The organism is Youngiibacter multivorans (genome assembly GCF_017873395.1).
GTDB lineage: Bacteria > Bacillota > Clostridia > Clostridiales > Clostridiaceae > Youngiibacter > Youngiibacter multivorans.
Genome location: NZ_JAGGKC010000016.1, coordinates 16432 through 41732, shown reverse-complemented (window position 1 = coordinate 41732; position 25301 = coordinate 16432). Strand labels below are relative to the sequence as shown.

Annotated in this window: 22 protein-coding genes and 1 tRNA gene; 6 read left to right on the top strand and 17 right to left on the bottom strand. The window is 46.0% G+C overall.

The features are described 5' to 3' along the window. Positions 1–103: 103 nt before the first annotated feature. The 5 genes from J2Z34_RS10075 to ppk1 form a co-directional block, all read right to left on the bottom strand. Entirely contained in the window at positions 104–523 is a 420-nt protein-coding gene (locus J2Z34_RS10075; RefSeq protein WP_209459742.1) for a CBS domain-containing protein, read from the bottom strand. A gap of 98 nt (positions 524–621) precedes the next feature. Beyond that, positions 622–3123, bottom strand: coding sequence for an ATP-binding protein (locus tag J2Z34_RS10070; RefSeq protein ID WP_209459741.1), 2502 nt, complete (start codon positions 3121–3123; stop codon positions 622–624). Next, entirely contained in the window at positions 3123–4211 is a 1089-nt protein-coding gene (locus J2Z34_RS10065) for a metallophosphoesterase family protein (protein ID WP_209459740.1), read from the bottom strand. Before J2Z34_RS10065 ends, J2Z34_RS10070 begins: the two co-directional genes overlap by 1 nt. Positions 4212–4346: 135 nt before the next feature. After that, positions 4347–5828: a hypothetical protein gene (locus tag J2Z34_RS10060; RefSeq protein WP_209459739.1), complete on the bottom strand. Its 1482-nt coding sequence runs from the start codon at positions 5826–5828 to the stop codon at positions 4347–4349. Positions 5829–5838: 10 nt separating this feature from the next. Continuing rightward, complete coding sequence (gene ppk1 / locus J2Z34_RS10055) at positions 5839–7935, bottom strand: polyphosphate kinase 1 (RefSeq protein ID WP_245250614.1); 2097 nt, start codon at positions 7933–7935, stop codon at positions 5839–5841. A gap of 216 nt (positions 7936–8151) precedes the next feature. Between ppk1 and J2Z34_RS10050 the strand changes: the two genes are divergently transcribed. Continuing rightward, the gene (locus J2Z34_RS10050; protein WP_209459738.1) at positions 8152–9693 is read left to right on the top strand and encodes a Ppx/GppA family phosphatase; all 1542 of its coding nucleotides are present in this window, start codon (positions 8152–8154) and stop codon (positions 9691–9693) included. A gap of 64 nt (positions 9694–9757) precedes the next feature. Here J2Z34_RS10050 and J2Z34_RS10045 read toward each other — a convergent pair whose 3' ends face one another. Beyond that, positions 9758–11236 carry a phosphate--AMP phosphotransferase gene (locus tag J2Z34_RS10045; RefSeq protein WP_209459737.1) on the bottom strand — a complete coding sequence of 493 codons (1479 nt, stop codon included), beginning with the start codon at positions 11234–11236 and terminating at the stop codon, positions 9758–9760. 135 nt (positions 11237–11371) lie between these two features. Between J2Z34_RS10045 and J2Z34_RS10040 the strand changes: the two genes are divergently transcribed. Then, positions 11372–11818 carry a GNAT family N-acetyltransferase gene (locus J2Z34_RS10040; protein ID WP_209459736.1) on the top strand — a complete coding sequence of 149 codons (447 nt, stop codon included), beginning with the start codon at positions 11372–11374 and terminating at the stop codon, positions 11816–11818. After that, positions 11805–12269: a deoxycytidylate deaminase gene (locus tag J2Z34_RS10035; RefSeq protein WP_209459735.1), complete on the top strand. Its 465-nt coding sequence runs from the start codon at positions 11805–11807 to the stop codon at positions 12267–12269. Before J2Z34_RS10040 ends, J2Z34_RS10035 begins: the two co-directional genes overlap by 14 nt. Before the next feature lie 26 nt (positions 12270–12295). Here J2Z34_RS10035 and J2Z34_RS10030 read toward each other — a convergent pair whose 3' ends face one another. From J2Z34_RS10030 to J2Z34_RS10015, 4 genes are all read right to left on the bottom strand, one after another. Next, entirely contained in the window at positions 12296–13417 is a 1122-nt protein-coding gene (locus tag J2Z34_RS10030; RefSeq protein WP_245250613.1) for a YcjF family protein, read from the bottom strand. Between the two features lie 83 nt (positions 13418–13500). Further along, positions 13501–14763 carry a C40 family peptidase gene (locus J2Z34_RS10025; protein ID WP_209459734.1) on the bottom strand — a complete coding sequence of 421 codons (1263 nt, stop codon included), beginning with the start codon at positions 14761–14763 and terminating at the stop codon, positions 13501–13503. Positions 14764–14988: 225 nt separating this feature from the next. Continuing rightward, the gene (locus J2Z34_RS10020; protein ID WP_245250612.1) at positions 14989–17064 is read right to left on the bottom strand and encodes a heavy metal translocating P-type ATPase; all 2076 of its coding nucleotides are present in this window, start codon (positions 17062–17064) and stop codon (positions 14989–14991) included. Positions 17065–17069: 5 nt separating this feature from the next. After that, complete coding sequence (locus J2Z34_RS10015; RefSeq protein WP_209459732.1) at positions 17070–17414, bottom strand: ArsR/SmtB family transcription factor; 345 nt, start codon at positions 17412–17414, stop codon at positions 17070–17072. Positions 17415–17560: 146 nt separating this feature from the next. On the opposite strand from J2Z34_RS10015, the gene J2Z34_RS10010 reads away from it, so the two are divergent. Further along, positions 17561–18253, top strand: a complete 693-nt coding sequence (locus tag J2Z34_RS10010; protein ID WP_209459731.1) for a response regulator transcription factor — start codon at positions 17561–17563, stop codon at positions 18251–18253. After that, positions 18250–19683: a sensor histidine kinase gene (locus J2Z34_RS10005; RefSeq protein WP_209459730.1), complete on the top strand. Its 1434-nt coding sequence runs from the start codon at positions 18250–18252 to the stop codon at positions 19681–19683. The genes J2Z34_RS10010 and J2Z34_RS10005 overlap by 4 nt, the downstream gene beginning before the upstream one ends. Positions 19684–19752: 69 nt before the next feature. On the opposite strand, the gene J2Z34_RS10000 is transcribed toward J2Z34_RS10005, so the two are convergent. The 4 genes from J2Z34_RS10000 to J2Z34_RS09985 all read right to left on the bottom strand — a co-directional run bounded on the left by J2Z34_RS10000 (position 19753) and on the right by J2Z34_RS09985 (position 22001). Next, positions 19753–20217 (bottom strand): MarR family winged helix-turn-helix transcriptional regulator, encoded by a 465-nt coding sequence (locus J2Z34_RS10000; protein WP_209459729.1) that lies wholly within the window; start codon positions 20215–20217, stop codon positions 19753–19755. 96 nt (positions 20218–20313) lie between these two features. Then, positions 20314–21057: a metallophosphoesterase family protein gene (locus J2Z34_RS09995; protein WP_209459728.1), complete on the bottom strand. Its 744-nt coding sequence runs from the start codon at positions 21055–21057 to the stop codon at positions 20314–20316. A gap of 1 nt (position 21058) precedes the next feature. Next, the gene (gene yqeC, locus J2Z34_RS09990) at positions 21059–21790 is read right to left on the bottom strand and encodes a selenium cofactor biosynthesis protein YqeC (RefSeq protein ID WP_209459727.1); all 732 of its coding nucleotides are present in this window, start codon (positions 21788–21790) and stop codon (positions 21059–21061) included. A 137-nt stretch (positions 21791–21927) separates the two neighbouring features. After that, a tRNA-Trp gene (locus J2Z34_RS09985) sits at positions 21928–22001 on the bottom strand. A gap of 258 nt (positions 22002–22259) precedes the next feature. On the opposite strand from J2Z34_RS09985, the gene J2Z34_RS09980 reads away from it, so the two are divergent. Next, positions 22260–22808, top strand: a complete 549-nt coding sequence (locus tag J2Z34_RS09980; protein ID WP_209459726.1) for a GNAT family N-acetyltransferase — start codon at positions 22260–22262, stop codon at positions 22806–22808. 55 nt (positions 22809–22863) lie between these two features. On the opposite strand, the gene J2Z34_RS09975 is transcribed toward J2Z34_RS09980, so the two are convergent. From J2Z34_RS09975 to J2Z34_RS09965, 3 genes are all read right to left on the bottom strand, one after another. Next, positions 22864–23871, bottom strand: coding sequence for a helix-turn-helix transcriptional regulator (locus tag J2Z34_RS09975; RefSeq protein WP_209459725.1), 1008 nt, complete (start codon positions 23869–23871; stop codon positions 22864–22866). Between the two features lie 15 nt (positions 23872–23886). Next, on the bottom strand, positions 23887–24201 hold the full coding sequence (locus J2Z34_RS09970) for a hypothetical protein (RefSeq protein ID WP_209459724.1): 315 nt from the start codon (positions 24199–24201) through the stop codon (positions 23887–23889). A gap of 128 nt (positions 24202–24329) precedes the next feature. Continuing rightward, positions 24330–25259, bottom strand: a complete 930-nt coding sequence (locus J2Z34_RS09965; protein ID WP_209459723.1) for a metal ABC transporter substrate-binding protein — start codon at positions 25257–25259, stop codon at positions 24330–24332. Positions 25260–25301: the final 42 nt, after the last annotated feature.

The following is a 25301-nucleotide window of genomic DNA, read 5'->3' as shown; positions in this document are numbered from 1 at the left end:
CTTTAAAATACAGCACCTGCTGTCTCCTTAATTTAAACTAAGCTAATTATACAGTTAATCCGCAAAATAGAGAAGAAGCTGAGAAACTCAGCTTCAGCCGACGTCATCCGATTTTTTTCTTTTCTTTGATGAATGTGTAGCAATAGTCGATTATGTCGCTTCTCCTGATGATTCCGATGAAGACGCCTTCGTCATCGACGACCGGTACGAAATTTTGATTCCGTGCAAGACCTATGATGCTGTCGATGTCAGCGTTGATTGTCACAACCTCATGGACCTTTCTTCTTTCGATATCCCTTACAAGTACCTTGTTTGTGTTCCTGAAGGACAGCCCGGGGGTGTTCTTGATCTTCCAGAGAAGGTCCCCTTCAGTCAGTGTCCCGATGTATTTTCCATCCCTGTCAAGTATCGGGATCGCGGTGTAACTGTGATGCTCCATCCTTTCCAGGACCTGCCTCATGGTAGAATCCGTGTTCTCGTAGATGATTTCGGACTTTGGTGTCAGAAAAAACGCTATGTTCATTCCTTGCCTTCTTTCAATTTTATTATGCTTAGGTTCATATATAGTTTACCATACCAGAAGCCTGTATTAGGTAAACGATGTCAAAGTTCAAAGTTTATTCAGATTCTGATTACGTTCGCCTTGTCCTTAAGATAGTCAATCTCACGCTCATGGCATGTAAATATGATATACTGTCTGTTTTTGGTTCTATCTGAAAGATAGTCAAGTGTGTTTTCAAGCCTTTCCCTATGATAATGCACGAAAGGTTCATCCATAATCACAGGAATCACACTGTCCCCGAACATCATGTCGCAAGTCGCAAGCCGAAGCGCAAGGTACAGCTGCTCGTATGCTCCCTTGGAGAGGTATGCGCCTTCCTTCCTGAATCCATCTTCCAGGTATTCCATGGAGAAGAATTCGCTTACACCAATAGTCCTGTCCGTTCCAGTCATCTCACTGAAGATCCGGCTCACCCTCCTGTCTAGCTCAGGGCTGTAGCCCTGCCTGAATTCCCTGTAGCTTTCCTTAATCACCTCAAGTGCCAGCTTCAGGGACTTCTCCCTTTTTTCAATTGTTTCAGCTTCGATCTCAAGTGACAGAAGTTCATCTTCAGCATCTATCTGGTTCAATGCTCCTGCTGTTGCATCAGATAAGCTTCTGGATGCTTCACCAATAGCTTCGGTAAGGATAACTTCCCGTGAAGAATTGTCCCGGAGTCTTCTGTCAAGTTCCTCAGAGGTTATTCCAGGTTCAAGACCCAGCGAATCAATGAGTTCAAGCTCCTTAAGCACCTCAGCTTCATCCTTGTCACCAATGAGGGTTCTTATCGAAAGGTCAAGGGCTTCCTGGCGCATTGCCAGATTCCTCTTCTTTACCGACTGTGACCTGAGATACTCAAGATAAACGCCGGTATCTGCAGGTGAGCCTGAAAAGCCGTATTGGGTCAGGCCATCGATGAGAACCCTGCTGTTCGATTCGAGTGATTCAAGTGCAACTGCCGCTTCCGTCTTCAGAGAATCCCTTCTTGAAGTAATCTCCTTCTCATATGCGGACAGAGTTCTCGCCTGGTCATATCTCCTGAGGAAGTCATCCATATCCCTGCTTTGTGATACGGCAAGTACTGAATCTCTGCGCTCGGCAAAGCTTGACAGCCTTTTCTCGAGTTCACTCGCCTCTTCTTCATCAGGCATCATGTCTATGGCCTTCTTGGCCTTGAGGACCTCCACCGGGTCAAGCCCAAGCTCCTTTGAAAGTGCTATTATCTCATCCTCCAGGATATCGCTCATGGATAGGGCCTTGCGTCTCCTGGAAGCTGAAATTCTTCTGCCTCCTGCGTATGAAAGAATTGCCAGTGCAGCAAATGCAGCGGCAAACGGGAAATTTGACCTGTAAAACATGTATGATGCAGCCAAAAGGAGCACTAAAGGAAGGATGAAGATCCAGCTCCTGGTCCCGGGCTTCAGTATAGTCAGCTCCCTCTCATAGTCCGATAGGAGACGCTTAAGTTCAACCCTCCTGCCTGAGATTGCCTTCATCTCCCTGGACTCAGGAGAAAGGCTCCTTAGTCTTTCTGAAAGCCTTGCGATTTCCCTGTCCAAAGACACCATTTCCCTCAGGGAGTCATCGCTTGAGCTTCTGAACCAGGAGTAGCTATCCATCTCCATGGATAATGCAGTAAGATCCCTTTCAGCCTCGACTGAAGATAAAAGGATTCCTTCATGCTCGTCCCTCAGCCTTGATATTTCAATTTCAGATTCTTCAAGTGCCTTGAGTGATTCATCATCAGGAACAGACCCCAGCTCGAAGCTTGAATCCTTAAGTGAATCTAGCTCAGACTTCATGCTCTTCAGCCTGAAGTATTCTTCCCTGATGCTGCCGAGCCTCTGCCTCTCCTTTACAGCATGAAGCTCGGAGCTCTTTTTCCTGAGCGCTTCCCTCTCATCGATCAGAAGCTTCAGCTTGTCTTCAAGTTCCTGTGCTTCATTTCTTGATCTCTGCGATTCCGATAGCTGTTCTGCCAATCGGGTCCTTTTCTGGTATATTGCATCGAGGCTTCCTGTCCTTCTCTGGTTCCGTATTCCCTTCAGTTCCTCCTCCAGTGCCTCAACAGCCTTGTTGTAGGATACATCTTCGTCGCCGGTATCCAGAAGGTTTGCAAGCCTCTGTACAAGTCCTTCGTCGCGCTCTTCGCTGAAGGAAGCGCCCGACTGTGGAACGAAAAGGGTCTTCAGGAATGTCCCGCCGCCGATTCCCAGAATATCCTTACCCGGCTCCTGGCCCCATGGGAGCTGACCGAAGTCTTCCTTGCTGTACGACCTTGTTGAATCTTCCTTTCTTGTGGTACCAAGCCTCTTTTCGACTACGCAGACCTTTCCGTCATGTTCAACCTCCAGAACACCTGCAGCATGGCCGCCGTCAAATGGCAAAGAACGCTTCCGTATGGTCTCCCTGCCTGACTTCACTGCTGCAAGCGACCCGTAAAGTGCTACAGCCAGAAAATTGATCATGGTACTTTTACCAGCTTCATTCCCGCCGTATATTATGTTTATACCATCTTTCAGTTCAAAATCAGTGTCCCTAAGCTTGCCGAACCTTGTGATTTTAATACGTTTTAATCTCATCAGATATCCCTCTTGCACAGAGCCCTTGTACCAAGCCTCATAGCCTCATTCAAAATCTCTCCGTCTTCATTTCCTTCTGAAATGAGCTTCTTCATTCTTGCTGAAAAGATACCAAGCAGCCCCCTGCCATCTCCGGATTCCAAAATTGGCATTGAACGGTCTATTATCTCACAGTCAAAGAGCTTCCTTACCAAAAAGGACCTTATGATGGCTGTGTCTATTGTAGAATGCCCGGGTACCTCACCCTTCAGTATGAAGCGCACAATGCTGTGGGGGTCAGAAATTCCTTTGCCCGATATGATGTCGCATACCTCCATGCTTGAGGATACACCCGTGATGTCCACCTCTTCCACCAGGTATTTCCTGCCTGGCAATTCCCTGAACTTAAGGTCAACACCAGACCTTGATATAGATCCAGTGATGCAGCCCTTCGGACCGGATTCGTCAAACCCTCTGCCCTCCGGTATTCCGGCATAAGCATAGAAGGTTCTTCCCTCTCTCAGGATGCCTGAAAAATCATGCCTGTGTCCGAGGGCTATATAGTCAAAGCCGGATGAGGCTATTTCACTCTGCCTGATTGGATTGTATGGATTTTCATTTCCCGATGCTTCGCCGTGCATGACGAGTATCCTTAACCCATCGAAAATAGGCGCCCTTATTCCTTCAAGAAGGCTCCTGTTCACCACGGCATTCCGAAAGCCTGCCCCGCAGACTACCGAACCAAGCTCTGGAAGGAATACTTCCTCGTAATCCGAGAATACCTTTACGTTTCCCGGTAATGCAGCCTTGGCATACGGGCTATGGGGTTCGTATGGATCGTGGTTTCCCGGCGATATGAATATGTGGCCTGGAAACCTGGAAAATACACTTGAAAGATAATCAACTGTAGATTTCCTTACCCTCGCTGAATCAAATATATCCCCTGCAAGCAGGAGAAGGTCAGCTTTTTCCCTTACTGCATGCGCTACCAGGCTTCCTACAGACTGAAGAAGCTCTTCTCTCCTCTGGTCTCTGAAATTCCCCTTGTGCGACGATAGCGGGCTGTCCAGATGGAAGTCGCCGGACTGCACGATTTTAACACTTCTCAATATGATCGACCTCCAAAATATAGAACTCCAGTTCTATTCAATTATAGCACAGCTCAGCGTGCATGGTGAAGTACGTCTGTTCCGGGACGAAAAAAAGGTGCAGCCTGTGCACCTTTTTAGTGATAATCGATTTATTCAGTCTTTTCTGGTTTCGTAGGTTGATCCCGGTTCGCCGAAGTGTCCAAATTTGATCCTTATTTTCAGTTCGTCGAGATTATATTTTTCCACCGGTATTTCCAGTGTTATGGTGTCATCTTCCTCGGTTACATGTGAAGAGGGCTTTTCCTTGTAGCCAAGCTCCACCAGTATGTCCTCCTCCCCTGTATCCTCCACATAGCTGAATGAGCTGCTTTTGTCAGTTTCTGCATCAGCATGGTATTCAGGGATGAGATCCACCACATTCTTTCTACTGATGGAATCCAGGTCGATATAGTCCTCTCCTTCTTGTCCCATGTAGCCGTAATCATCGAGGAGGTCTCCTTTTTCAGTCTCTATCAGCTCTAATGTCTCAGGCTCAGTATCAAGCTGTTTCAGTGCATCCTCCAGAACCTCGGTTTCAGGCTTTCCGGAAGATGTTGGAATTGAGTCATCATACGACAGCTTGACACCCTCCATATATGAGAAGTCATCAAGAAGGTTCCCCTTCCTCTCCTCAGGTATGAGGACACTGGTATTTGGATCATGAGGTGAGTCAGACAGTGCTTCTTCCAGAAGCTCCTCATTACTCATAACCGGAGCCGTAGGAATCGGGCTGTATTCTGCCTCCTTTTCCTCATTAGCGTCAGAATCAGGGGCGAGCAGAGCTGAATCTGGCTGAGAAGGCGATATATCAGGCTCGGGACGATTATAGTCATCTCCACCGCTATAGCCGTAAGATTCAAGCAGATTGCCCTTATCTTCAACTGTTTCTGCAACCTCTGCCACAACAACGTCCCCGGCCCTGTTCAAAGCTTCCTCCTCAACAGGATCTGCATCCTTTTCAGTTACTGTCTCCACAGACTCGTCGTAGCCTCCCTCTTCAGCACCCTTATAGTCGAATGCGTCGAGGAGGTCGCCGTTTTCCTCTCTGTCAGGTGAGCTTACCTCCTGTTCATCAGTATCTGCCTCCAGGAGTGCTTCCTCTATGATTTCGGTGTCAGTCCTGGTAACCGATTCGGGAACAGATTCATCATATGTGAGCTGTTCTTCGCCTTTGTACCCGAAGCCATCCAGCAGGTCTCCGCCATCTGTATGGTCTTCAGTCATCTCATCATCATCTCCGGGAATTTCCTTCAATGCTTCTTCCATGAACTCAGCCTCAGTGATTTCAGGAGATACCGGTATAGAGTCCTCATAGGTCATCTCGTCTTCAGCATAGACTGATTCATCATCTGGAGTATGCTCAGTTTCAATGCTTCTGAACCCTCCCTTGGCAGCATATGCAGCAAGCTCCTGAAGCGCGCTTATCAGCTCACCTTTCTTCTCGAACCTGTAGCAGGTGTCCCTATAGACAAAACTGGGCTTCTTCTTACCACCCTTGTAATCCATGGTCTTGATGGTCACATCAGGTACTTCCTTCGCAATCCTTCTGATAAGATTTTCAAAGTCCTTGTATCTTGGAGTAACGTAAATCTTCATTTTGCACCTCCTATGATTCTGATTTGGCAGCCCTTTTCCTGTATTTTTCGAAACGCTTTCTTGTCTTCTCTATGAATTCTTCCTGTGAATTGAAGGTTTCGCTGCCTGTCAATGTCCTGATGTATTTACCGTCTGGCATGAGCTCCTTTGACTTGACGTTGTCCCTCAGATTGAAGTCGATGATGCCTTTTAGCTTTTCTTTGCATTTCTTGTCCTGAACAGGCACCATGAGTTCAATTCGCTTGTTGAGGTTCCTTTCCATCCAGTCCGCTGAGGATATCAGCATGTCCTCATTTCCTCCGTTGAAGAAATAGAAGATCCTGGAGTGCTCAAGGAATCTCCCGACGATTGAAAATACCCTGATGTTTTCACTGATGCCTTCTATTCCGGGTCTTAGGCAGCATATGCCTCTGATGATGAGCTTGATTTCCACTCCGTCCTGTGATGCCAGGTAGAGGTTCCTTATGATATCCCTGTCGACCAGAGAATTCATCTTGGCTACAATGAAGGCCCTCCTGCCCTGTCTGGCATTCCTTCGTTCATTCTCGATTCTAGCGATGATGGAGCTTCGCATGTTATCCGGGGCCAGTGATACAACCTTCATCATATGAGACTGGTATTGTCCTGAAAGCATGTTGAAGAGGTCAGAAATGTCTGTCGCCAGGTCCTCATTTGCACTGAATAATCCTACATCCGAATAAAGCCTTGCCGTAACATCGTTATAGTTTCCTGTGCCCACGTGCACATATCTCTTGATCCTGTTATTTTCCCTTCTTACAACAAGAAGCGCTTTGCAGTGTGTCTTCATCCCGACTATTCCATAAATGACATGGCACCCTGCCTTTTCAAGCCTCCTTGCCCAAACTATGTTGTTCTGCTCATCAAATCTGGCCTTAAGCTCAACCAGTACTGTTACCTGCTTGCCATTCTCTGCAGCTTCGGCCAGAGCCTCAACTATCGGAGACTTTCCGCTTACCCGGTAAAGTGTCTGCTTTATGGCGAGTACATTGGGGTCAGAAGCTGCACTCTTTACAAACCTGATTATCGAATCGAATGAGTCATAGGGATGGTGGAGAAGCACATCCTGCTTTGTAATGCTCTGGAACATGTCGTCGCTGAAGGTCAGTTCAGGCACAGGCAGTGGCTTGGTCTCTTCAAACTTCAGATGCTCAAATCCCTGCATGGACGAAACCTTGAAGAGGTAGGTAAGGTCCAGCGGACCTCTGATGCTGAAAATGCTGTCTAGTCCGAGCTCGAATTCTTCCCTTAAGTATCCGAGGAGATTTTCAGAGACACCTCTTTCAACCTCCATCTTTATTACTCTTCCCCATTTCCTTTGCTTCAGAGTCTCCTTAATGACCTCCAGAAGATCTTCAGCATCCTCTTCGTCATATTCCAGGTCAGCATTCCTCGAAATCCTGTAGCATGAAAAATCCAGGATCTCGTGTGAATTGAAGAGGTCCTTGAGGTTCATCTTTATTATGTCCTCAAGAAGCATGTAGCTCTTCATCCCGGGTTCATCCGATGGGATGTAATGATAACGGTCAAGGACTGATGGTACCTGTATCGTCCCTACGAACTCCCTTGCCTCAGGCTTTTTATCCCTGAGCAGCATTGCGATGTTAAGCGAATTATTCATTATAAGCGGAAATGGCCTTGATGAGTCGATTACCATCGGAGTAAGCACCGGGAATATGCTCTCCCAATAAAGATTGTTTACATACTCTTTCTGCTTTGAAGTAAGCTCGTCCTGTTTGAGGAAGCTGATTTTAAGGACTGAAAGAGCCGGAATCAGGTCCCTTAGGTAGCACTCATACAAGTCATCAATTAGGACTCTCGCCCTGTCATTGATGTCCTTAGCCTGTTCCATGGGAGTCCTTCCGGAAGGATCTGATCTGACCAGCCCCGCATGGATCTGGTCAGATAGTGAGCCATATCGTATCATGTAGAACTCATCGAGGTTCGACACGACAATCGCAGCAAACTTGATCCTTTCGAAAAGCGGATTGTCTTTATTCCGCGCTTCGTCAAGAACCCTCTCGTTGAATTCAAGGAAGCTTATCTCCCGGTTTATGAAATTGCTGCTGGACAATACGACCTCAGACAAAAAAACCACCACCTAAATATCTATATTTTAATTATATAGCATCCAATGCCTATATGTTTCAGAATAATGCAAAATTAACAGACTGGATTCAATATTTAGGGGAATTGCTGCTGACAGCAGGAATATTCGGACACATCATCCGACTATTTTCAGACAGAAAAGGCTGGAATAGCGTATAATTAAGAAGAAATATCTATATGACAGGAAGGTGAACCGATGAGGCTGGGTATTATTGACATAGGCTCCAACTCGATGAGGCTTGTAATATATGAGGTCCAGGAAAAAAGCTACAAGATAATAGGTCAGATAAAGAGGTCGGCAAGGCTTGGCCAGGGAATGGAAGACGGTTACCTCAATAAAGAAAGAATGGATTACGCCATTTCTGCCCTCGAGAGCTTCAAAGGATATCTTGATTCCAGAGAAACCAGGGAGATCATCGCAGTGGCGACTGAGGCTGTCAGGAGATCCAAAAACAAGGAGGAGTTCCTGTCAAAGGCGAAGATAGCACTTGGCCGTGAAATCAAGGTCCTTTCAGGCGAAGAGGAAGCGTTCTATGACTATTATGCTACAGTGAACACCCTTGACCTTCGGGACTGCCTGATGTTTGACATCGGAGGAAGCAGTATGGAGATAGTCCACATCGAAAACCGGATCCTTCAGGATTCAGTCTCGATACCCTTCGGCTCCATCTCGCTTACAGAGAAATATAATCTCAAATCATCCCGGAAGAATGAGGCAAGGCTTGCAAAATTCCTTGAGACCAGCCTGAATGAAGTGCCCTGGCTCAAGAATGCAGCAGGACTGCCGCTCGTCGGAATCGGAGGATCAGTCCGAACACTCGGAAAGATCGACAGATATAGGAAAGATTACGCCATGTTCATCGCTCATAATTATTCCCTGGAAAAGCAGGATGTTGATGAGATATATTCCCTTGTCAGGGACTATATCTGTGACAGCGGCAAAAAGGTCGCAGGTCTTGGCAGGGACAGGGAGGACATATTCATTGGGTCTGTGGCGGCAGTGGGAAAGCTTATGGAAACAACAGGCTCCAGGAAACTTTTCGTTTCCGGTGCCGGAGTTAGGGACGGTCTGCTTTTCGAGTACATCCTGGGTGGTAAAAAAAGAATCAGGAATGTTCTGGATTTTTCACTCGATAACATAATCAACATACACATGTACCATGACTACGAAGGCCGTGAGCTCTTCAGGCATGCATCAGCCATGTATGCTGCGCTTTGCAGGAAGTACCCTTATCTCACAGGCAACGGAAAGGTGCTTAAGACAGCTGCTTACCTTTATGACATTGGCACCAGTCTTAATTATTTCCAGAGAGACAGGAATACATTCTACAGCATATTGAACGCTCCGATTAACGGGATCTCACAGAAGCAGATACTTATGGCTGCGGCATCAGCGACAACAACCAGCAACAATGACATTCTGAGGGACTACTTCAGCAGGAAAATGCTGACTGACAGAGATATTGCCACCATAGAAAAGCTTGGCATGCTGATCAAGACAGCGGAGGCAATCAATCACGGCAGGCTTTCAAGCACAAGGATATTATCATGCACAGTAAGCGATAAGGCTATGGAAATAACAGCCAGTGTCACTGAGGACCCGAGATTCAAGGAAGAGGAGCTTGCATCACTCTCCTATCAGTTCAGAAGAGCTATAGGGCTGGAACTTACTGTCAGGTTCGAGAGGACTAGCAAGGAAAAGCAGCCAAAGATCAAAGCTTTAGAAGGATCGGATTAGAATAGTAACTTTATGATAAATGAAATGAACGGAATGAGCCTCAGGCCCATTCCGTTCATTTTTTCTATTTCCCGCTCTTTTCATAAAGCTTTTTTTCACAGATTTCGACTATGGTCTCAAGAGCTTTTACCCTTGCATACCTCTTGTCGTTGCCGTTTATGACAATCCATGGTGCATTCTTTTTGTCTGTCTTTTCAATCATGTCATTGACTGCTTCAACATAGATATCCCACTTTTCCCTGTTTCTCCAGTCTTCGTCAGTTATCTTCCATACCTTGTTGGGGTCGGACTGCCTGTCCTCAAATCTCGTCAGCTGCTCTTCCTTGGAGATGTACAGGAAGAGTTTTATCACTATAGCACCAAAATTGGTCTGGGACTCCTCAAAATCATTGATCTCCTGGTATGCCCTCGACCATTCCTGATTTGTGGCGAAACCCTCCACCCTTTCAACCATGAGCCTTCCATACCAGGACCTGTCGTATATGGATATGTGACCTGATTTAGGAATTGTGGTCCAGAATCTCCACAGATAATTATGATTCCTTTCGGATTCGTTTGGAGCTGCGGTCGTGTTTACAATGTACATAGTCGGGTCAAGAGGTTCAACCAGCCTCTTGATGTTTCCGCCTTTTCCTCCCGCATCCCAGCCCTCGTAGACCACGAAGAGAGGAACCTTCTTCTGGTACAGAGTATACTGGACCTCCCTCATCCTCTGCTGGAGGTTCTCGAGCTTTTCCCTATATTCCTTCTTTTCTATGGTGATGCACTTGTCAAATCCATCAAGTGCTCCATCCTTGGGTCCTTTGAATTTTCCATCCCGTTCCTTCAACTCGGAGGATTTCCTGTCATGCTCAGCAATCGCCTTCTCAAGAACAGAAGTGACTGTCCTGAGCATTTCGTTTACAGCCCTCTCCCTCACGTCATACTCAATATGATGCCAAGGAGCCTCGCTATGGTTTCCATCCTTAAGCAGCTTCTTCATTTCCTGCTCATATCTCTCGTCGTTTTCAGCGTCATACTCCTGTGCTCTCCACATGGTCCTCGGGTTTTCCCGCATTTTCCTTATGTGCTCCATCTGCTTTTCCTTCGAGATGTTAAGATAGAACTTGATAAGGACAGTGCCGTCATCAATCAGGGTCTTCTCGAAATCCCTGATCTCCTTTACCAGCGATTTTTTGTCTGTATATCTGTTCAGCTCGAACTTCTGATTGATCAGTGCAATATACAGGGAGTACCAGCTTCTGTAGTAGATGTTGATATTGCCGTACGTCGGCGCGTTTACAGAATACTGCCAGAGAAGCGGTCTTCTGAGCTCATCTTCCGTAGGTTTGTGGGTTGCGTAGAAATCAGTATATCTTGCATCCAGTGCGAGCAGCAGCTCATTTGAAAGTCTGCCTTTTCCTGAAGCATGGACACCTTCAAATACGATCATTACAGGGATCTTCTTGGCCATGATAAGCCTCTGCAGATAGCCTGCCCGAACTACCAGTTCATCCTTTTCCTTTTTGAGCTCCTTGAAGTCTATGGTGGAAATTGCTGACATAACATCACCCCTCAAATTAGGTTCCTTACAATAAGTTTAGCACCAAGTGAAAAGGTTTGCCCGACATATATGGATTTTTATCCCCAATATTGCTAATATTAATTAAAATGCCCATGGATGGTGACAGATTTGGCGATGAAGATACTTATTAGGAAGTGGAATGAAATGGACAACGACCTGCTGTACGATGTGATGAGGGTCAGGCAGGAGGTTTTTGTAGTAGAACAGGATTGCGCATTCCTTGACCTTGATGGACTTGACAGGGAATGTATCCATGTCATGGTCCTGGAGGACAGGAAAATAGCGGCATATGCAAGGATACTTCCATATGATACAGACGGATCCAGGTCAATAGGAAGGATACTTACAGCAGGCTCCTTCAGAGGCAAAGGATATGGCAGGATTCTCATGGAGGAAGCGCTAAAGGCAGCCGGGAAAGGCCCAATAAGGATCGGTGCCCAGGTCCAGGCCATGGGGTTCTATTTATCCCTTGGATTCAAAAGGACTGATGATGAAGAATACCTTGAAGATGGAATACCCCACGTTAAGATGATATTGGAGGGAAAAAATGAAGAGCTATGAGATGGTGAAAAGTACAAAGGAGAGAAAACCGAGGCAGTCATGGAATGAATATTTCATGAATCTTGCTAAGCTTGCAGGTGAAAGGTCATCCTGTGACAGGGCAAATGTTGGAGCGGTGATAGTCAACAGGGAGAACAGGATTATAGCAACCGGCTATAACGGCAGCGTAGGGAGAAAGACCCCGCATTGCGATGAGGTTGGCCATACCATGAGAGATGGTCACTGCATAGCCACCCTGCACGCTGAGCTGAACTGCATCTCGTATTGCGCGAAGGAAGGGATTCCCTTGAAGGATTCTGTCCTTTATGTGACGCACTTCCCCTGCCTGAACTGCACAAAGGCACTTATTCAGTCGGGAATAACCAGGGTTTATTACCATGACGACTACAGGGTCGATGATTACGCACTTGAACTGCTTAAATTGAATGAAATAGCAATAGAGAAGCTCTGACGAGCTTCTCTATTTTTTTTAATGCTCTATTTTTTTCTTTCCTTCAGAAGTTTAAGCTGCTTTTCAAGCTCACCCTTCATTAGTTTTGTGAGCTCGCTTTCACCTATTTTATTGCCCTGATATTCACGTTCTGCAACCTTTACCATCACCTCGATGTAGGCATAGCCAAGGGCGGTTGTGATTAGCGCAGCGGTTCCTCCTGATATCAGTCCGCCGACTATTGTGCCGGCTCCCGGAACAAGCTTAAGAAGGTTTGATACGAGGGTCCTTCCGGTTATTATGGCGCCTGAGATGCCTGCGGCTGAGGACACAACAGAGGTTATGACAGCCTTGTCCATGGATATTCCGAATATGCTGGTTATCTTTGCAATCATGGCCACCTGGCTGGATGCCAGGATCGGTGCATCAGCGAAGGGAATAGGCGTGAAGCCCACCATGAAGGTCTCTGCAATGAAGCCCTTCGTCCACTTCTTCGCATACTCGGCCTTTTTACCGATGTCTACCTTCTGGGCGTTGATAAAAGCCTTTTCCGCACTCTCCGGTATGGCTTTAAGTGTCTCTCCGACAAGTCCCTCAAGTCCGAATGCAGGAACCTTGAAATCCCCGAAGTCGTATGGAGCGGCTATAACCCTCTGTACTCCCTCGATTCCGAGCGAAAGCCCTTCGATATACTCCTTGAACATAGCGGAAGCCTTCTTGTCGAAGCTCTGGGTCAGGACTACGATTACCGGAGCCTCGTCAGTCAGCTCCCTGATCCATTCCTCCTCGAACTTCTCGAGCCTGTTTGTGGCTGCATTGATGCAGAACCACACTACATGAATGTCATCCCTTCCACCCTCAGTTGCCTTGAGACGGGCAATTTCCTGATCTATTTCCCGTCTTACCTCCTGCTGAACTTCATTGTCAAGCTCAAGCCCCCTGGTATCGTAGAGGTTTATGGGAACGCCTTCCTTGCTTATTTTCTTCAGGTGCTTCGTTATAGGTCTTCCGACTCCTGTCCTTGCCAGGTTCTCCCTGAATATGTTGTTGATCAGTGTGCTCTTTCCTGTTCCGGTCTTTCCTATAAGCATTATGTTTATCGGATCCATCTTCCGTATCTCTTCTTCAGTGAGGTTCACGACTTCCTTTACTACATTGAGAATGTCCAAAAACTCACCCCCTTGCTTTGATTATAAACCAAATCCTTCAGAATATAAAAGGGACTCCAAATCTCTCTGGAGTCCCGTGATGATTAGTTTCCTATGATCCTTCTTGCGCCCATATAATTGTTGTAGTATCTGAGAGTAGTTATCTCTACAGACTTTCCAGGTCTCGGAGCGTGGATCATCTGGTTGTTTCCTATGTATATTCCTACATGGGTTACCCTGCCGCCTGAACCGAAGTAAAGGAGGTCTCCCGGCTGCCTTTCAGCAACAGATTTGTACGTTCCTACCTGTGCCTGCTCTCTGGATACCCTTGGAAGATTGACTCCGAAGTGCGCATATACGTACTTTGTGAAGCCTGAACAGTCAAATCCTGTGCTCGGGGTGTTTCCGCCCCATACATATCTGATACCAAGGAAGTTGTAGGCGTAGTTGACTATTGCACTGGAGGATGCCGAAACATTTCCCCTTGAAGCAGAGCTGCTTGCTGAAGCCGCTGCCTGTCTGGCTGCTTCCCTTTCCCTGAGTACGCTCTTTGCCTTTTCGATGAGAGCGACTATCTGATCATCTACCTTGTCAGTTATTACCTGGCTTCTTACTGCCCTGAGTGCCGTGATAGCGGCGTTGAGGTCACTGTCTGAGCTGCTGGAGCTGTTTATAACGGATGCATAATCTCCTATGAGACCTGCTTCCTGCTGCTCGAGGCTTCCTCTGAGCTTCTTCTCTTCAGTCTCCATCTCAGCAAGTACCACATTGGTCTCGTCCTGCTTTACCTTTACGGATGCAAGGTCAGCCTCGTTCTGAATGTTGAGGTCGTTAAGTGTGGCTATCTCATCCTGAAGGGCTTCCTTCTGGACTTCAAGGTCAGCCTTGAGTGTGTTTATCTCGTCAAGCATCTGCTTGTCGATCTTTGCAATCTTTATGATCGCATCTGCTCTTGCTATGAGGTCTGCAAGGCTCTCTGAACCGAGGATGGCGTCTATGAGACCGGTGTTGCCCTGCATGTACATGGCTCTGAGCCTGTCTCCGTACTCCTTGGTCTTTATGTCCAGTTCAGCCTGGATTGCAGCTATCTCAGCTTCCTTGGCTGTAACCTTCGCCTGGACTCCTGCGATCTGAGCTTTGGTATCATCTATTTTTACCATTATGTCAGTAATATCATCAAGTATTACATCAAGTTTCTCGTGCAGGTCGTGTATCTTAGCCTCAATGGCTTCATATTCTGCCTGTGTGGTGTCGAGCTGCTGACTCTGTTCTGTGGTCAATGGATCTGCCATTACCGGTACTGAAGTACCGAACAGCAATACACTTGCCAGTATGGCCGCAGTCACTTTAAGTCTGATGTTCTTCATCATTACCCCCTGTAACATGTTCTTAATTGTTACATTTTCATTACAAATGAATTATATAGATGAAATGTGAAGAACTTATAAAGACTTTGATGAAAATTTGAACTCGATTTGTGAAACAGGTAAATTGGAGCTTGAATTCTTCCGTTTTTATGTTGTTTTGGGAATGCGAATCAGATTTCCATGCATTATTCCAGTACCTTTCAAACTTCGCTGGAATCCAGCCAATCAGCTGTTCCTCCGGAAATCCTTCCGCATGATTCTCATGGAATTGAGGATTGCAAGGAATGCCACGCCTACATCAGCAAACACAGCCTGCCACATAGTCGCTTCGCCCAGCGCTCCAAGCAGCATCACAAGAGCCTTGACTCCAAGTGCGAAGGCAATGTTCTGGTAGACTATGGTCCTGGTATAGGCTGCAATATCCATGCTGGTGGCGATCTTCATAGGGTCGTCATCCATAACTACCACATCTGCCGCCTCTATTGCAGCATCCGATCCCATTGCTCCCATTGCAACGCCGATGTCAGCTCTTGCAAGCACCGGAGTGTCGTTTATACCGTCACCGGCAAAGATCAGCTTCCTGCCTGTTCCAAGCTTTTCCTCAAGGATCCTAAGCTTGTCTTCCGGCATAAGCTGGTAGTGAACTTCGTCAATACCCAGGTCCGAAGCTGCAGACATGGCGTTTTCCCTGATGTCTCCGGTAAGCATCACAGTAGCTATGCCCCTCTTCTTCAGGTGCGCTATAGTCTCTTTCGCATTTGCCTTAAGCCTGTCGGACAGTATGATGGTACCAATGTGCCTGCCGTTCTTTGAAACATGAATCCTTGTTCCCTGGTTTGATTCACCTTCGACACTTACAAGCCGGGAATTTCCAGCAAGGTATACATCCCCGTCGGTAGTTGTCAGTGAAACTCCCATACCCGGGATCTCCTTAGCTTCCCTTATCATTGATCTGTCGATCTGCCCGTTGTAGGCATCAACTACAGACTTTGCTATAGGGTGAGGACTGGAAGATTCAGCAAGTGCTGCAAGACCCATGAACTCGTGCCTGTCCATATCGGTCACCACTTCAGTTACCTCGAATACACCCTCTGTCAGTGTTCCTGTCTTATCGAACACTACAGTCCCTACTTCATTGAGGGCTTCAAGGAAATTTCCACCCTTTACAAGTATTCCGTTTCTGGAAGAAGCACCGATTCCACCGAAAAATCCCAAAGGGATTGAAATGACGAGTGCGCACGGGCATGAAATTACCAGGAATATGAGTGCCCTGTACAGCCATACAGAGAACGTATCTCCTGTAACAAGCGGCGGAATAACTGCTAGCGCGGTTGCAAGTCCGACGACAATAGGTGTATATATCCTTGCGAACTTCGTTATGAATTGTTCAGTCTTCGCCTTGTTGAGAGAAGCCTCCTGGACAATCCTCAGTATCTTTGAAACGGAGGATTCACCGAATGTCTTATCAACCCTTGCCTTCACAAGTCCGGAGATGTTTACGAACCCTGAAAGAAGGGCATCTCCGGGATTAAGGTCCCTTGGCATTGATTCTCCGGTCATTACCCTGGTGTCAACAGAGGTAGAACCTTCTATGATGGTGGAGTCAAGAGGAACCTTCTCGCCTGGCCTTATGACTATAATATCTCCAGGTACGCAGGCTTTTGGGTCAACCCTTCTCTCTTCTCCGTCAGAAAAGAGGACAGCATAGTCCGGCCTTATCTTAAGAAGGCTGGTTATACTCCTCCTGGAGCTCATTACTGCAATATCCTGGAAAAGCTCACCTATCTGATAGAATATCATTACAGCAGCACCCTCCGGGTATTCCCCGATAGCGAATGCGCCAACGGTAGCTATGGTCATCAGGAAGTTTTCATCGAAGATATCCCCTCTTGTTATATTCCGGACTGCCCTATAAAGCACCGGATACCCTGAAAGGATGTATGCTGCAAGGAAAAGCGGAAGGCCTGCCGGACTGTTCTCGAAAAGGAAGCCTGCAGCAAAAATCACAAGTGCTCCTCCTAAAGTCAACTTTTCCTTTAGAAGAGGGTCTTTTTCTTCCGGCTTGTTCTGCTTTGATTCTTCCTCATGCACCTTTACATTAGGTTCATGCCTGTTTATTATCTCCCTGGTTGCATCCACTGTCCCCTGGTCGAATCCATCTTCAAGTTCAAGGACCATAGTCCCTTTCATCACATTAAGGCTTGCAGAGCTTACGTTTCCGAGCCTTCTGACTTCATCTTCTATTTTTATGGCACAGTTGGGGCATACTTCACCTTCGAGTATAAGTTCTTTCTTTACCATGATGCTCACTCCTCCATATGCGTGAATCCGAGGTCGAGTATCTTCTCAACATGCTCGTCCGACAGTGAGTAATACATTATTTTCCCATCACGCCTGTTCTTCACCAGTCTTGCAGATTTAAGTCCCCTAAGCTGGTGGCTTACTGCAGATGACGACATTCCAAGAACGTAGGCGAGATCGCATACGCAAAGCTCCCTTCTCCTGAGGGCGGTGAGGATCCTTACTCGTGTCGGATCTCCGAAGACCTTGAAGAAATCGGCCATTCCCAATATGACAGAGTCATCAGGAAGGCTTCCCTGTGCTTCATCTGCAAGCTCCTTGTGTATAAGCGTTATCTCGCATGTTTCCATATGTTCACCTCGATTGAATGATTGCTCAATTGTTCAATTCAATATTACTCCTTCCGTGGCTTGATTTCAACATCACTATGCATTTGCCAACCCTTTGCATATATATGTTCTGGTTGATATAATCTAAGTGAATGAGGTGATGTTTTATGAGCAAGATACTTATTATAGAGGACGAAACTTCGGTGCTCGAAGCGATCGCAGCATACCTGAGGAAGGAAGACTACGAGGTCTTCACTGCCGACCGAGGATATAAGGGACTGGAATACGCAGGAGCCAATGACTTCGACCTTGTGATCCTTGACCTTATGCTGCCTGACATTTCAGGCGAAGAGGTCTGCAGGCGGATCAGGTCCAAATCAAGCGCATACATATTCATGCTTACGGCAAAATCAAGCCTTGAGGACAGGATAAGAGGTCTTGAAATCGGAGCCGACGAATATCTTGTCAAGCCATTCTCCCCCAGGGAGCTTGTTGCAAGGGTCAATGCACTGTTTCGGCGAATAAAGGACGACAGCCAGCCGGTCAACGTATCATCGTATGATGGCGGGGACCTGGTTATTGACAGGGACAGGCGTGAAGTGAAGGTGCGAGGGGAAGTCATACAGCTTACTCCCATTGAGTTCGATATCCTCGAGATACTCTCTTCGAATCCGGGTATAGTGCTTTCCAGGGAGACTCTTATTGAAAAGGTCCTGGGTGCTGACTTCGAAGGTGTTGACAGGACTATCGACGTACACATCAAGAACATAAGGAAGAAGATCGAAGAGGATACCAAGAGCCCGAAATATATCATCACAGTATTCAAGCTTGGATACAAATTTGGCGGTGGGGATAATTGAAGTCTATAAAGTTCAGGCTTACACTGACAATCACCATATGCTCCCTGCTGTCTCTCCTTATAGCATATATAATGATAAACATAACCATAAATTCAAGGTTCAACAGCTACCTTGAGGTCAACCAGAACAAGAGAGATGAGAGGATTGTTCAGGTATTCCGTGAAAATTACACAAGAGACGGGATATGGACCGAGTATTCAGGAAAGGTGCTTGTGAGGGAGGCGGAGATATCCAATTTCACACTCAGCCTTCTTGACTGGGACAGAAACCCCATTTGGACAATGGACCCGCTTAAGATGATTGAAGCCCAGAAGCTTGAGAATCCGACTAATCCATTTACAATTGAACAGTATGTTCCATACGAGATCCCTGTAAAGGTAGAGGACCAGATAGTAGGATATGTTGTGATAGGCCAGTTCTCATCACTCATAATATCGCCGGATGACAGGAATTTCATTAATTCCATATCCTACAGCGTATTCCTGTCGGCTATCATCGCAACCGCTGCGGTGCTATTCATTGCCATGTTCTTTACCAGGCAATTCTCGGAGCCCATAGAGAAGATATCGAACATCGCATACAATCTTTCATCCGGTGAGCTTACTGCAAGGGTGAAGGACAAATCTGACGTCACTGAGATCGAGAAGCTCAGGCAAAGCATAAATACCCTCGGTGAGAAGCTGGACAGGCAGGATACCCTGAGAAGACGACTGGTATCAGATGTTTCACATGAGCTGAGGAACCCACTGAACGTGCTTCAGACTAACCTTGAGGCGATAATAGACGGTATACTGCCTGCTACACCTGAGAGGCTCCAGACGCTCAATTCAGAGGTCATAAGGTTCGGAAAGCTGATAGATAACCTTAACATACTCAAACAATTCGAATCAGAAAGCATGAAGGTAAGGATGCAGGAGCTGGACCTGGAGGAATTACTTCAGGAAGTGCATATCAATTTCCAGGGTGTTGCCAAGGACAAGAACATCAAGCTGAAGTTTGAGCATCCAAGGCGGGGCAGCTTCGCGATCATTGGCGATAAGCATTCACTCAGCCAGGTAATGACAAACATACTTCACAACGCACTCAAGTTCACTCCAAGAAACGGAGAAATATCAATTAAGCTTTACAAGGATGCCAGCGATTGCTATATCAGGATAAAGGACAATGGTATTGGTATTCCGAAGGATGAATTGCCCTACATATTCGAAAGGTTCTACAGGGTGGATAAGTCCAGGGAGGTTACTGAAGGCAGCGGAATCGGCCTGACCATAGTAAATAACATCGTCAAGCTGCATGGCGGAAAGATTACAGTAAACTCCGTGCTTGGAAAAGGAACCGTGTTCACCATCAGGTTCACATCCCTCGAGAGCATGAATACCCTGAAGGAAACAAGGGTTCTGAGCCAGTCAGAAAATGAAGAAGACAAATAAAAAAACAGGCGTAATGCCTGTTTTCATTTGTCCAGAATTCCATTCACTTTAAAACCATACGTTGATGGATTATGGTTTCTTGCTTTCCGTAGCCTTGAGCTTCTCAACCTTCTCTATCTCAGTGAGTATAGTTTTTATCTTGTCCCTCAGGCTTACGATTTCATCAAGCCCAATAGGAAGATTGCAGGCTATGTTGTTTGGTACCGCTTCAGCTTCATCGAGCATCAGCCTTCCCTTCTCCGTCAGGTGGATTATAAGGTTCCGCTCATCCTTCTTGTCTCGTGCCCTCAGTATGTTTCCATCCATCTCAAGCTTCTTTAGAAGAGGCGTAAGTGTGCCTGAGTCAAGATTTAGCTTGCTGCCCAGCTCCTTGAGGGAAATTCCATCCTTCTCCCAGAGTACGATCATGACAAGATACTGGGTGTAAGTAAGTCCCAATGGCTCAAGGTATGGTCTGTATATTTTTGTAATCTCCCTAGAAAAAGCGTAAACCGCAAAGCAAAGCTGATTTTCCAGTTTCAATTCATCTATCATGATAAACCTCGCAAATCTTATTGTATTCAATTAAATTTTATCATGATATATTGTGGACGTCAACGATTATCTGGGGCGCACAGCTCCTTCAGCGAATCATATTCCTTCGAACAGCCTGGCTGCAAGAAACTCGGGCAGGTCAGCCTCACGTATCTTCCTTGCAGTAGCTGACTTGTCATAGTTCCTTGTCCTGAAGAACACCTTTTTAAGCACATCGTCATAAACAGCATAATGAGCCATGGGTATCCTGTTCCTTGCCTGTCCTGCACTGCCAGGATTTATTATTACAGGTCGTTCGTCAAGGAACAGCACACTTTCTCCTGTTTTGAATACTTCTATGCTTCCATCGCCGGACTCCCTGAAAATGCATGGCGTGTGAGTATGACCGGTAAAAAGTGCCCGTATCCCCTTCTTCTTCATTATTGCGAAGGTCTTTTTCAGATGAATAGAATCCTTGTCCTCGGGGAAGACATAGTTGAAATCTGATGGCTCATCGAGCAGAGTGTGGCAGATGGCAATATCTGAAACTTCCAATGATAAAGGCAGTGATTTCATGTGCTGAAGATTTTCCTGCTTCATAGTCTTCAGCGCGTGGAGTATGCCTTTACGGGCATTGCTTGAAAATATGAAGAGGGACTCCTGCCTGATAGCACCGCTCTCGTGGTTACCGAGTACGCCAAGCCCGCCGAGCGCAAGAAACCTGTCATAGCATTTATCTGGTTCAGCTGCATAGCCGATGATGTCGCCAAGAAAAAGCACCTTGTCATATTTCTCGTTGCCGAGTATCTCCTCGAACGCTTCAGTGTTTGAATGTATATCCCCGAGTATAAGGTACCTCATATCAAATACCTCCGTACAATATGTTGTATCTGTCGTAGAAAAGGCTGCCTGCAATGACCATGTCAAGCCTGTCCTTGTCAATGATGTCTACAAGTCTCTTCATAAGCTCGAAATCGATGTGTTTCTCGACCTTGTTTATGAATAGGACCTTTTTCCCGGAAGCACCAAGAAAGAGTCCTTCGGGATTATCCACTATGGATTTCAGGTTCTCGAGTGTTACCATACTGTAGATCCTGCTTCCTGTTACCTCGATGAACCTGTCCAGATGAAATACGTTGTCGCTTTTGACCTCAAGGCCAAGAGCCTCTATATCAAGGACTCCTACAGTCACATCTGTTGATTCCGGAACTCCAGCCTCGCTTAATCTGAATCCCTTGAGTGGCCTTCCCATGGAGTAGTCGCATTCTATAACCGAATTGTCGAAATTAGAAGATAGCCTTGCAACCTCGTCTCTCCCCAGCCCTATGAGAAAGTTGTCGGGAGTCCTGCCGTTGCAAACTATATATATACCATTTCCAGACATTGCATCAAAGCTGTAGTCTTCCTTATACGAATAATCTATGAAGTCATACCTCGATTCGTGAGGCTCCTTGAACATCGTGGTGCTTGATACCAGTATCTTCCTATTAGGCCTTATGTTATCCAACAGGCGGTATATGAGAGTGGTCTTGCCGCCGGCCCCTACCAATGCGATATTCTTGTATTTATCAAGCCTTAGTATATCGGAAAGCACATTCTCCACCTCCTTCGATGTATTAATTATACTACATCCAAACTTTACAGTCATTCGCATGATTAAAAGCAGGAGTAGAAAGACGTTCAGGCAAATGTTTGGGAAAAGCAAAAAAACCGCAGAATTGCGGTTTCTTGTGGCAGGGGTAGCAGGGCTCGAACCCACATTAACGGTTTTGGAGACCGTTGCTCTACCATTGAACTATACCCCTAAATTGTGTCTCAAAAGGACTACGTTGATTAGTATACCATCAGGTGCGGCATCAAGTCAACACCGGAATCTGATTTTCCTCTGATCTGGAATATCCCTGGAATCAGCCCGGGACCTGTATCGAGAAGTCTTGACTCCTTTGGGTAATATTGCTTAAGTTCAGGGAAATGAAGGGAAATGGAGATTTATTGAGGGAAATGGAGGTTTCATCAGGCAAACTTGTTTTACAATTGAAACCGGTTTTGATTTAAATTGCTTTATGGGCTACAATCTCTTAAAACACAACGAGGAGATGATAGCGATGGATGCTTCGGGAATCTCTCTTTGCCGCGAGGTCGGATTTGATGATGCCATGGGTATCGCCGATTGGCTTGAGGACCCCGAGGTGCGGATGCACCTTAACGAATTGCCAGGAATAAGTGAGACCATAAGGGAAAAGGCACTTAACTGCCGGCTCCCCTCATATACTCCCCTCTTTTCATCGAGAGGACGTTTTTTTGTGATCAGACTTAACGGCAAAGCCATTGGATATGCAAACCTGCTGCAGAAAGGACCTGCACATGAGGTGGTTATAGTAATTGGCAGGAAGGACATGTGGGGCAAGGGCTATGGGAAAAATGCCCTTAACAGGCTGCTCTCCCATGCCTTCCTTGAAATTAGGACCGATAAGGTCCTTGCCAAGATAAAGTCCCGGAATTCCAGGTCCCTCAATCTATTCAAGCATATCGGATTCAGTGAGTGCGGACCTGGTGAAGATACAGTATGCCTCTCAATGGACTTTTCCGGATTCATGAAAAAAGCAGCATAAACCATAAAATCACCCATGCCATGGCATTGGGTGATTTTTACGCTTTATGCCTAATTCAGTCATCTGCTGATGGAAGCTGATTATAAAGGGAATTTAGCTCGCTCGCCTTATGCGCCATCAGTTCCCTTAGGTCAGGAGTTATGGCTTCTGCCTTTTTACCGAAGGTAAAGAGCCATGATATGAACGCATCTGAGATCTCTGCCTTGACCCTCGCAACGAACGTATCTTCTTTGACATCCTTGATTGTCAGGTCGACCCCGAATTTGTCGATAACTGCTGTTGTCAGTTCTTTCGAAAACCTGATTTCAACCGATTCTACCTTGCCAGTCATCATGCCGTGAAGGTTTCTGGTGTAGTCAGCAATGTTGAAGCTGTTCTTGTATTCTGACACCTCGCTGAAATCACGCCTCTTCTCATCCAGAATCTCCACTTCGGACATCCTGTCAATATTGTAATGGGTGAGATTGTCGTATTTTGAGTTGTTCGCGACGAGGTAGTATTTGTCACTGGTCCATGTCAGTGCGTAAGGTGAAAGCACGAACCTGTATCCATCGAACCTGAATTTTTTCTTCTTTTCAGTAGTATACTCCAGGTATTTGAATCCAATCTTCCTGTTTGACTTTATTGCCTTTAGGATAAGGTCAATCGAGCTGAAGACCTCATCATTTTCAGCCTTTATCCGCCCGGACAGATAGACTTCGGATTCAATGATCTTCGCATTCTTCTCGCTTAGTTCATCCAGAAGCTTCCTTATGATTTCCTTTGATTTGTCCTTTGATATGAATCGGGCTGACTGGATGGAATCTACAAGTATCTTTATCTCCGGAAGAGAAAACCTTCTTTCCTCCAGGTAGTATCCATATTTTTCGCCCCTGGTCATATGTACATCAAAACCATAGTCTCTGAGCATATTGATGTCGGCGTTTATCGACTTTCGTTCCGCTTGTATGTCAAGGGACTCCAGCCTGCTGATGATGTCGCTCATCGATAGCGTATTGTCCTGGTCAGTGTGTTTCTTCAGCATCTCAAGTATGTACAGAAGTTTTAGCTTGCTTGAACCCATTATCTCTGTTTCCCCCTACTGGAACGCTTCGATTACTTCCTTGAAATCACCCAAGTCAAGTCTTCTGTTGTCAAGGATATTGTAGCGATTGTCCAATGTGATTGCATAGTCCGCATACCTTCTGACATTCTTTTCCCTGGATGGGTCCAGGTTTGAAACGACAACATAATAGAGCCAGCTTGATTTTGCAACCAGTCCCATATCTTCGGTTTTCTTACCAAGGCACTCCTCAAGCACTCTTGTTGCCTCGATGAGCTTTGATGAGTCATTGTCTGTCTTGTAAGACATCCAGAGATCCCTTGCCATTTCATAGCATTCATAATTTTCCAATACCTACACCTCCTGAATTCACATATATTATACCTCTATCTCGCAGATTTTCACGTGATTTGCAATATTTCAAAAAATGGTTCAAAAAGGTCAAAAAAAAGAGCCATCGGCTCTTTTAAATTAATTTGCTACTTTTCTTCAGGAACCTTTTCCATCCTGTACGGGAGTAGGCTTTCAGCGGTGGGGGCATCCTTCTCATATATCGCTGCTATTGCAAGCCTGAACCGCTTAAGGTTTTCCAGGTATATCTCTTTCCTGTCCATGGAGTAATCATTGAGAATCACCTTTAAGGGTAAGGCTTTGGAATTTCCGATTAACTCGGTTGCATTCTCATATTCAGCATCCTTCGTGTAGATGAAGATCACTGCAGCATCAGTTTCATTCAGGAACCCCTTCTTGAAATCCTCAAGAGTGATATGCTTGACATCGAAGCTGTTGAGGAGATACCTGAGCTCGTTTCCGGCAGCGACATATACTATGTCGCTTGATCCAAGGTTCGCTTTTTCTATCCAGTCTTCAATCTCTTCAATCCGCTTCTTCTCATCTGCAAGGTTCTTATTGTACAGGTCGCTTCTGAACGGATCCTTTTCCATCAGCCCGAAAGCTATGTTGGAAATTGCAGTGATGTAGTTTGAGGGACTCGAAAGATAATAAGGATTGACCATATCTATCTGTGACTCCGCTGGCTTATATCCCAGGAGGTGAACTCCTCTTGAAATGTCGATTACAGAAACCTGGTTTTTTCTCATCACTTCAGAAAGCTTGCCTGAGAAAGGCTCATAGCTGGCCCCGAAATGGAAGAATATATCAAGCTTCTCATCTTCGACAACAATATCATTTTCATTGAAATTCTCCAGCACTGATTCATTTTCAACTATGACAGATGAAACATGAAGGTCTCCGGATATGGTTTTTATCATGTCTTGTATCATCTTGTTTGACGCAAGTATGGTAAGTGTCTTGCCTTCCTGAACATCATCCGGTTCTTCGGGCTCTGAACAGCCAGCGAGTACAAGCAGAAACGCGGACAATATTAGAATAATGATTTTTTTCAGCATTTCCACCTCTCCTTCAAAAAGTTCCCTCCTTATTATATAATA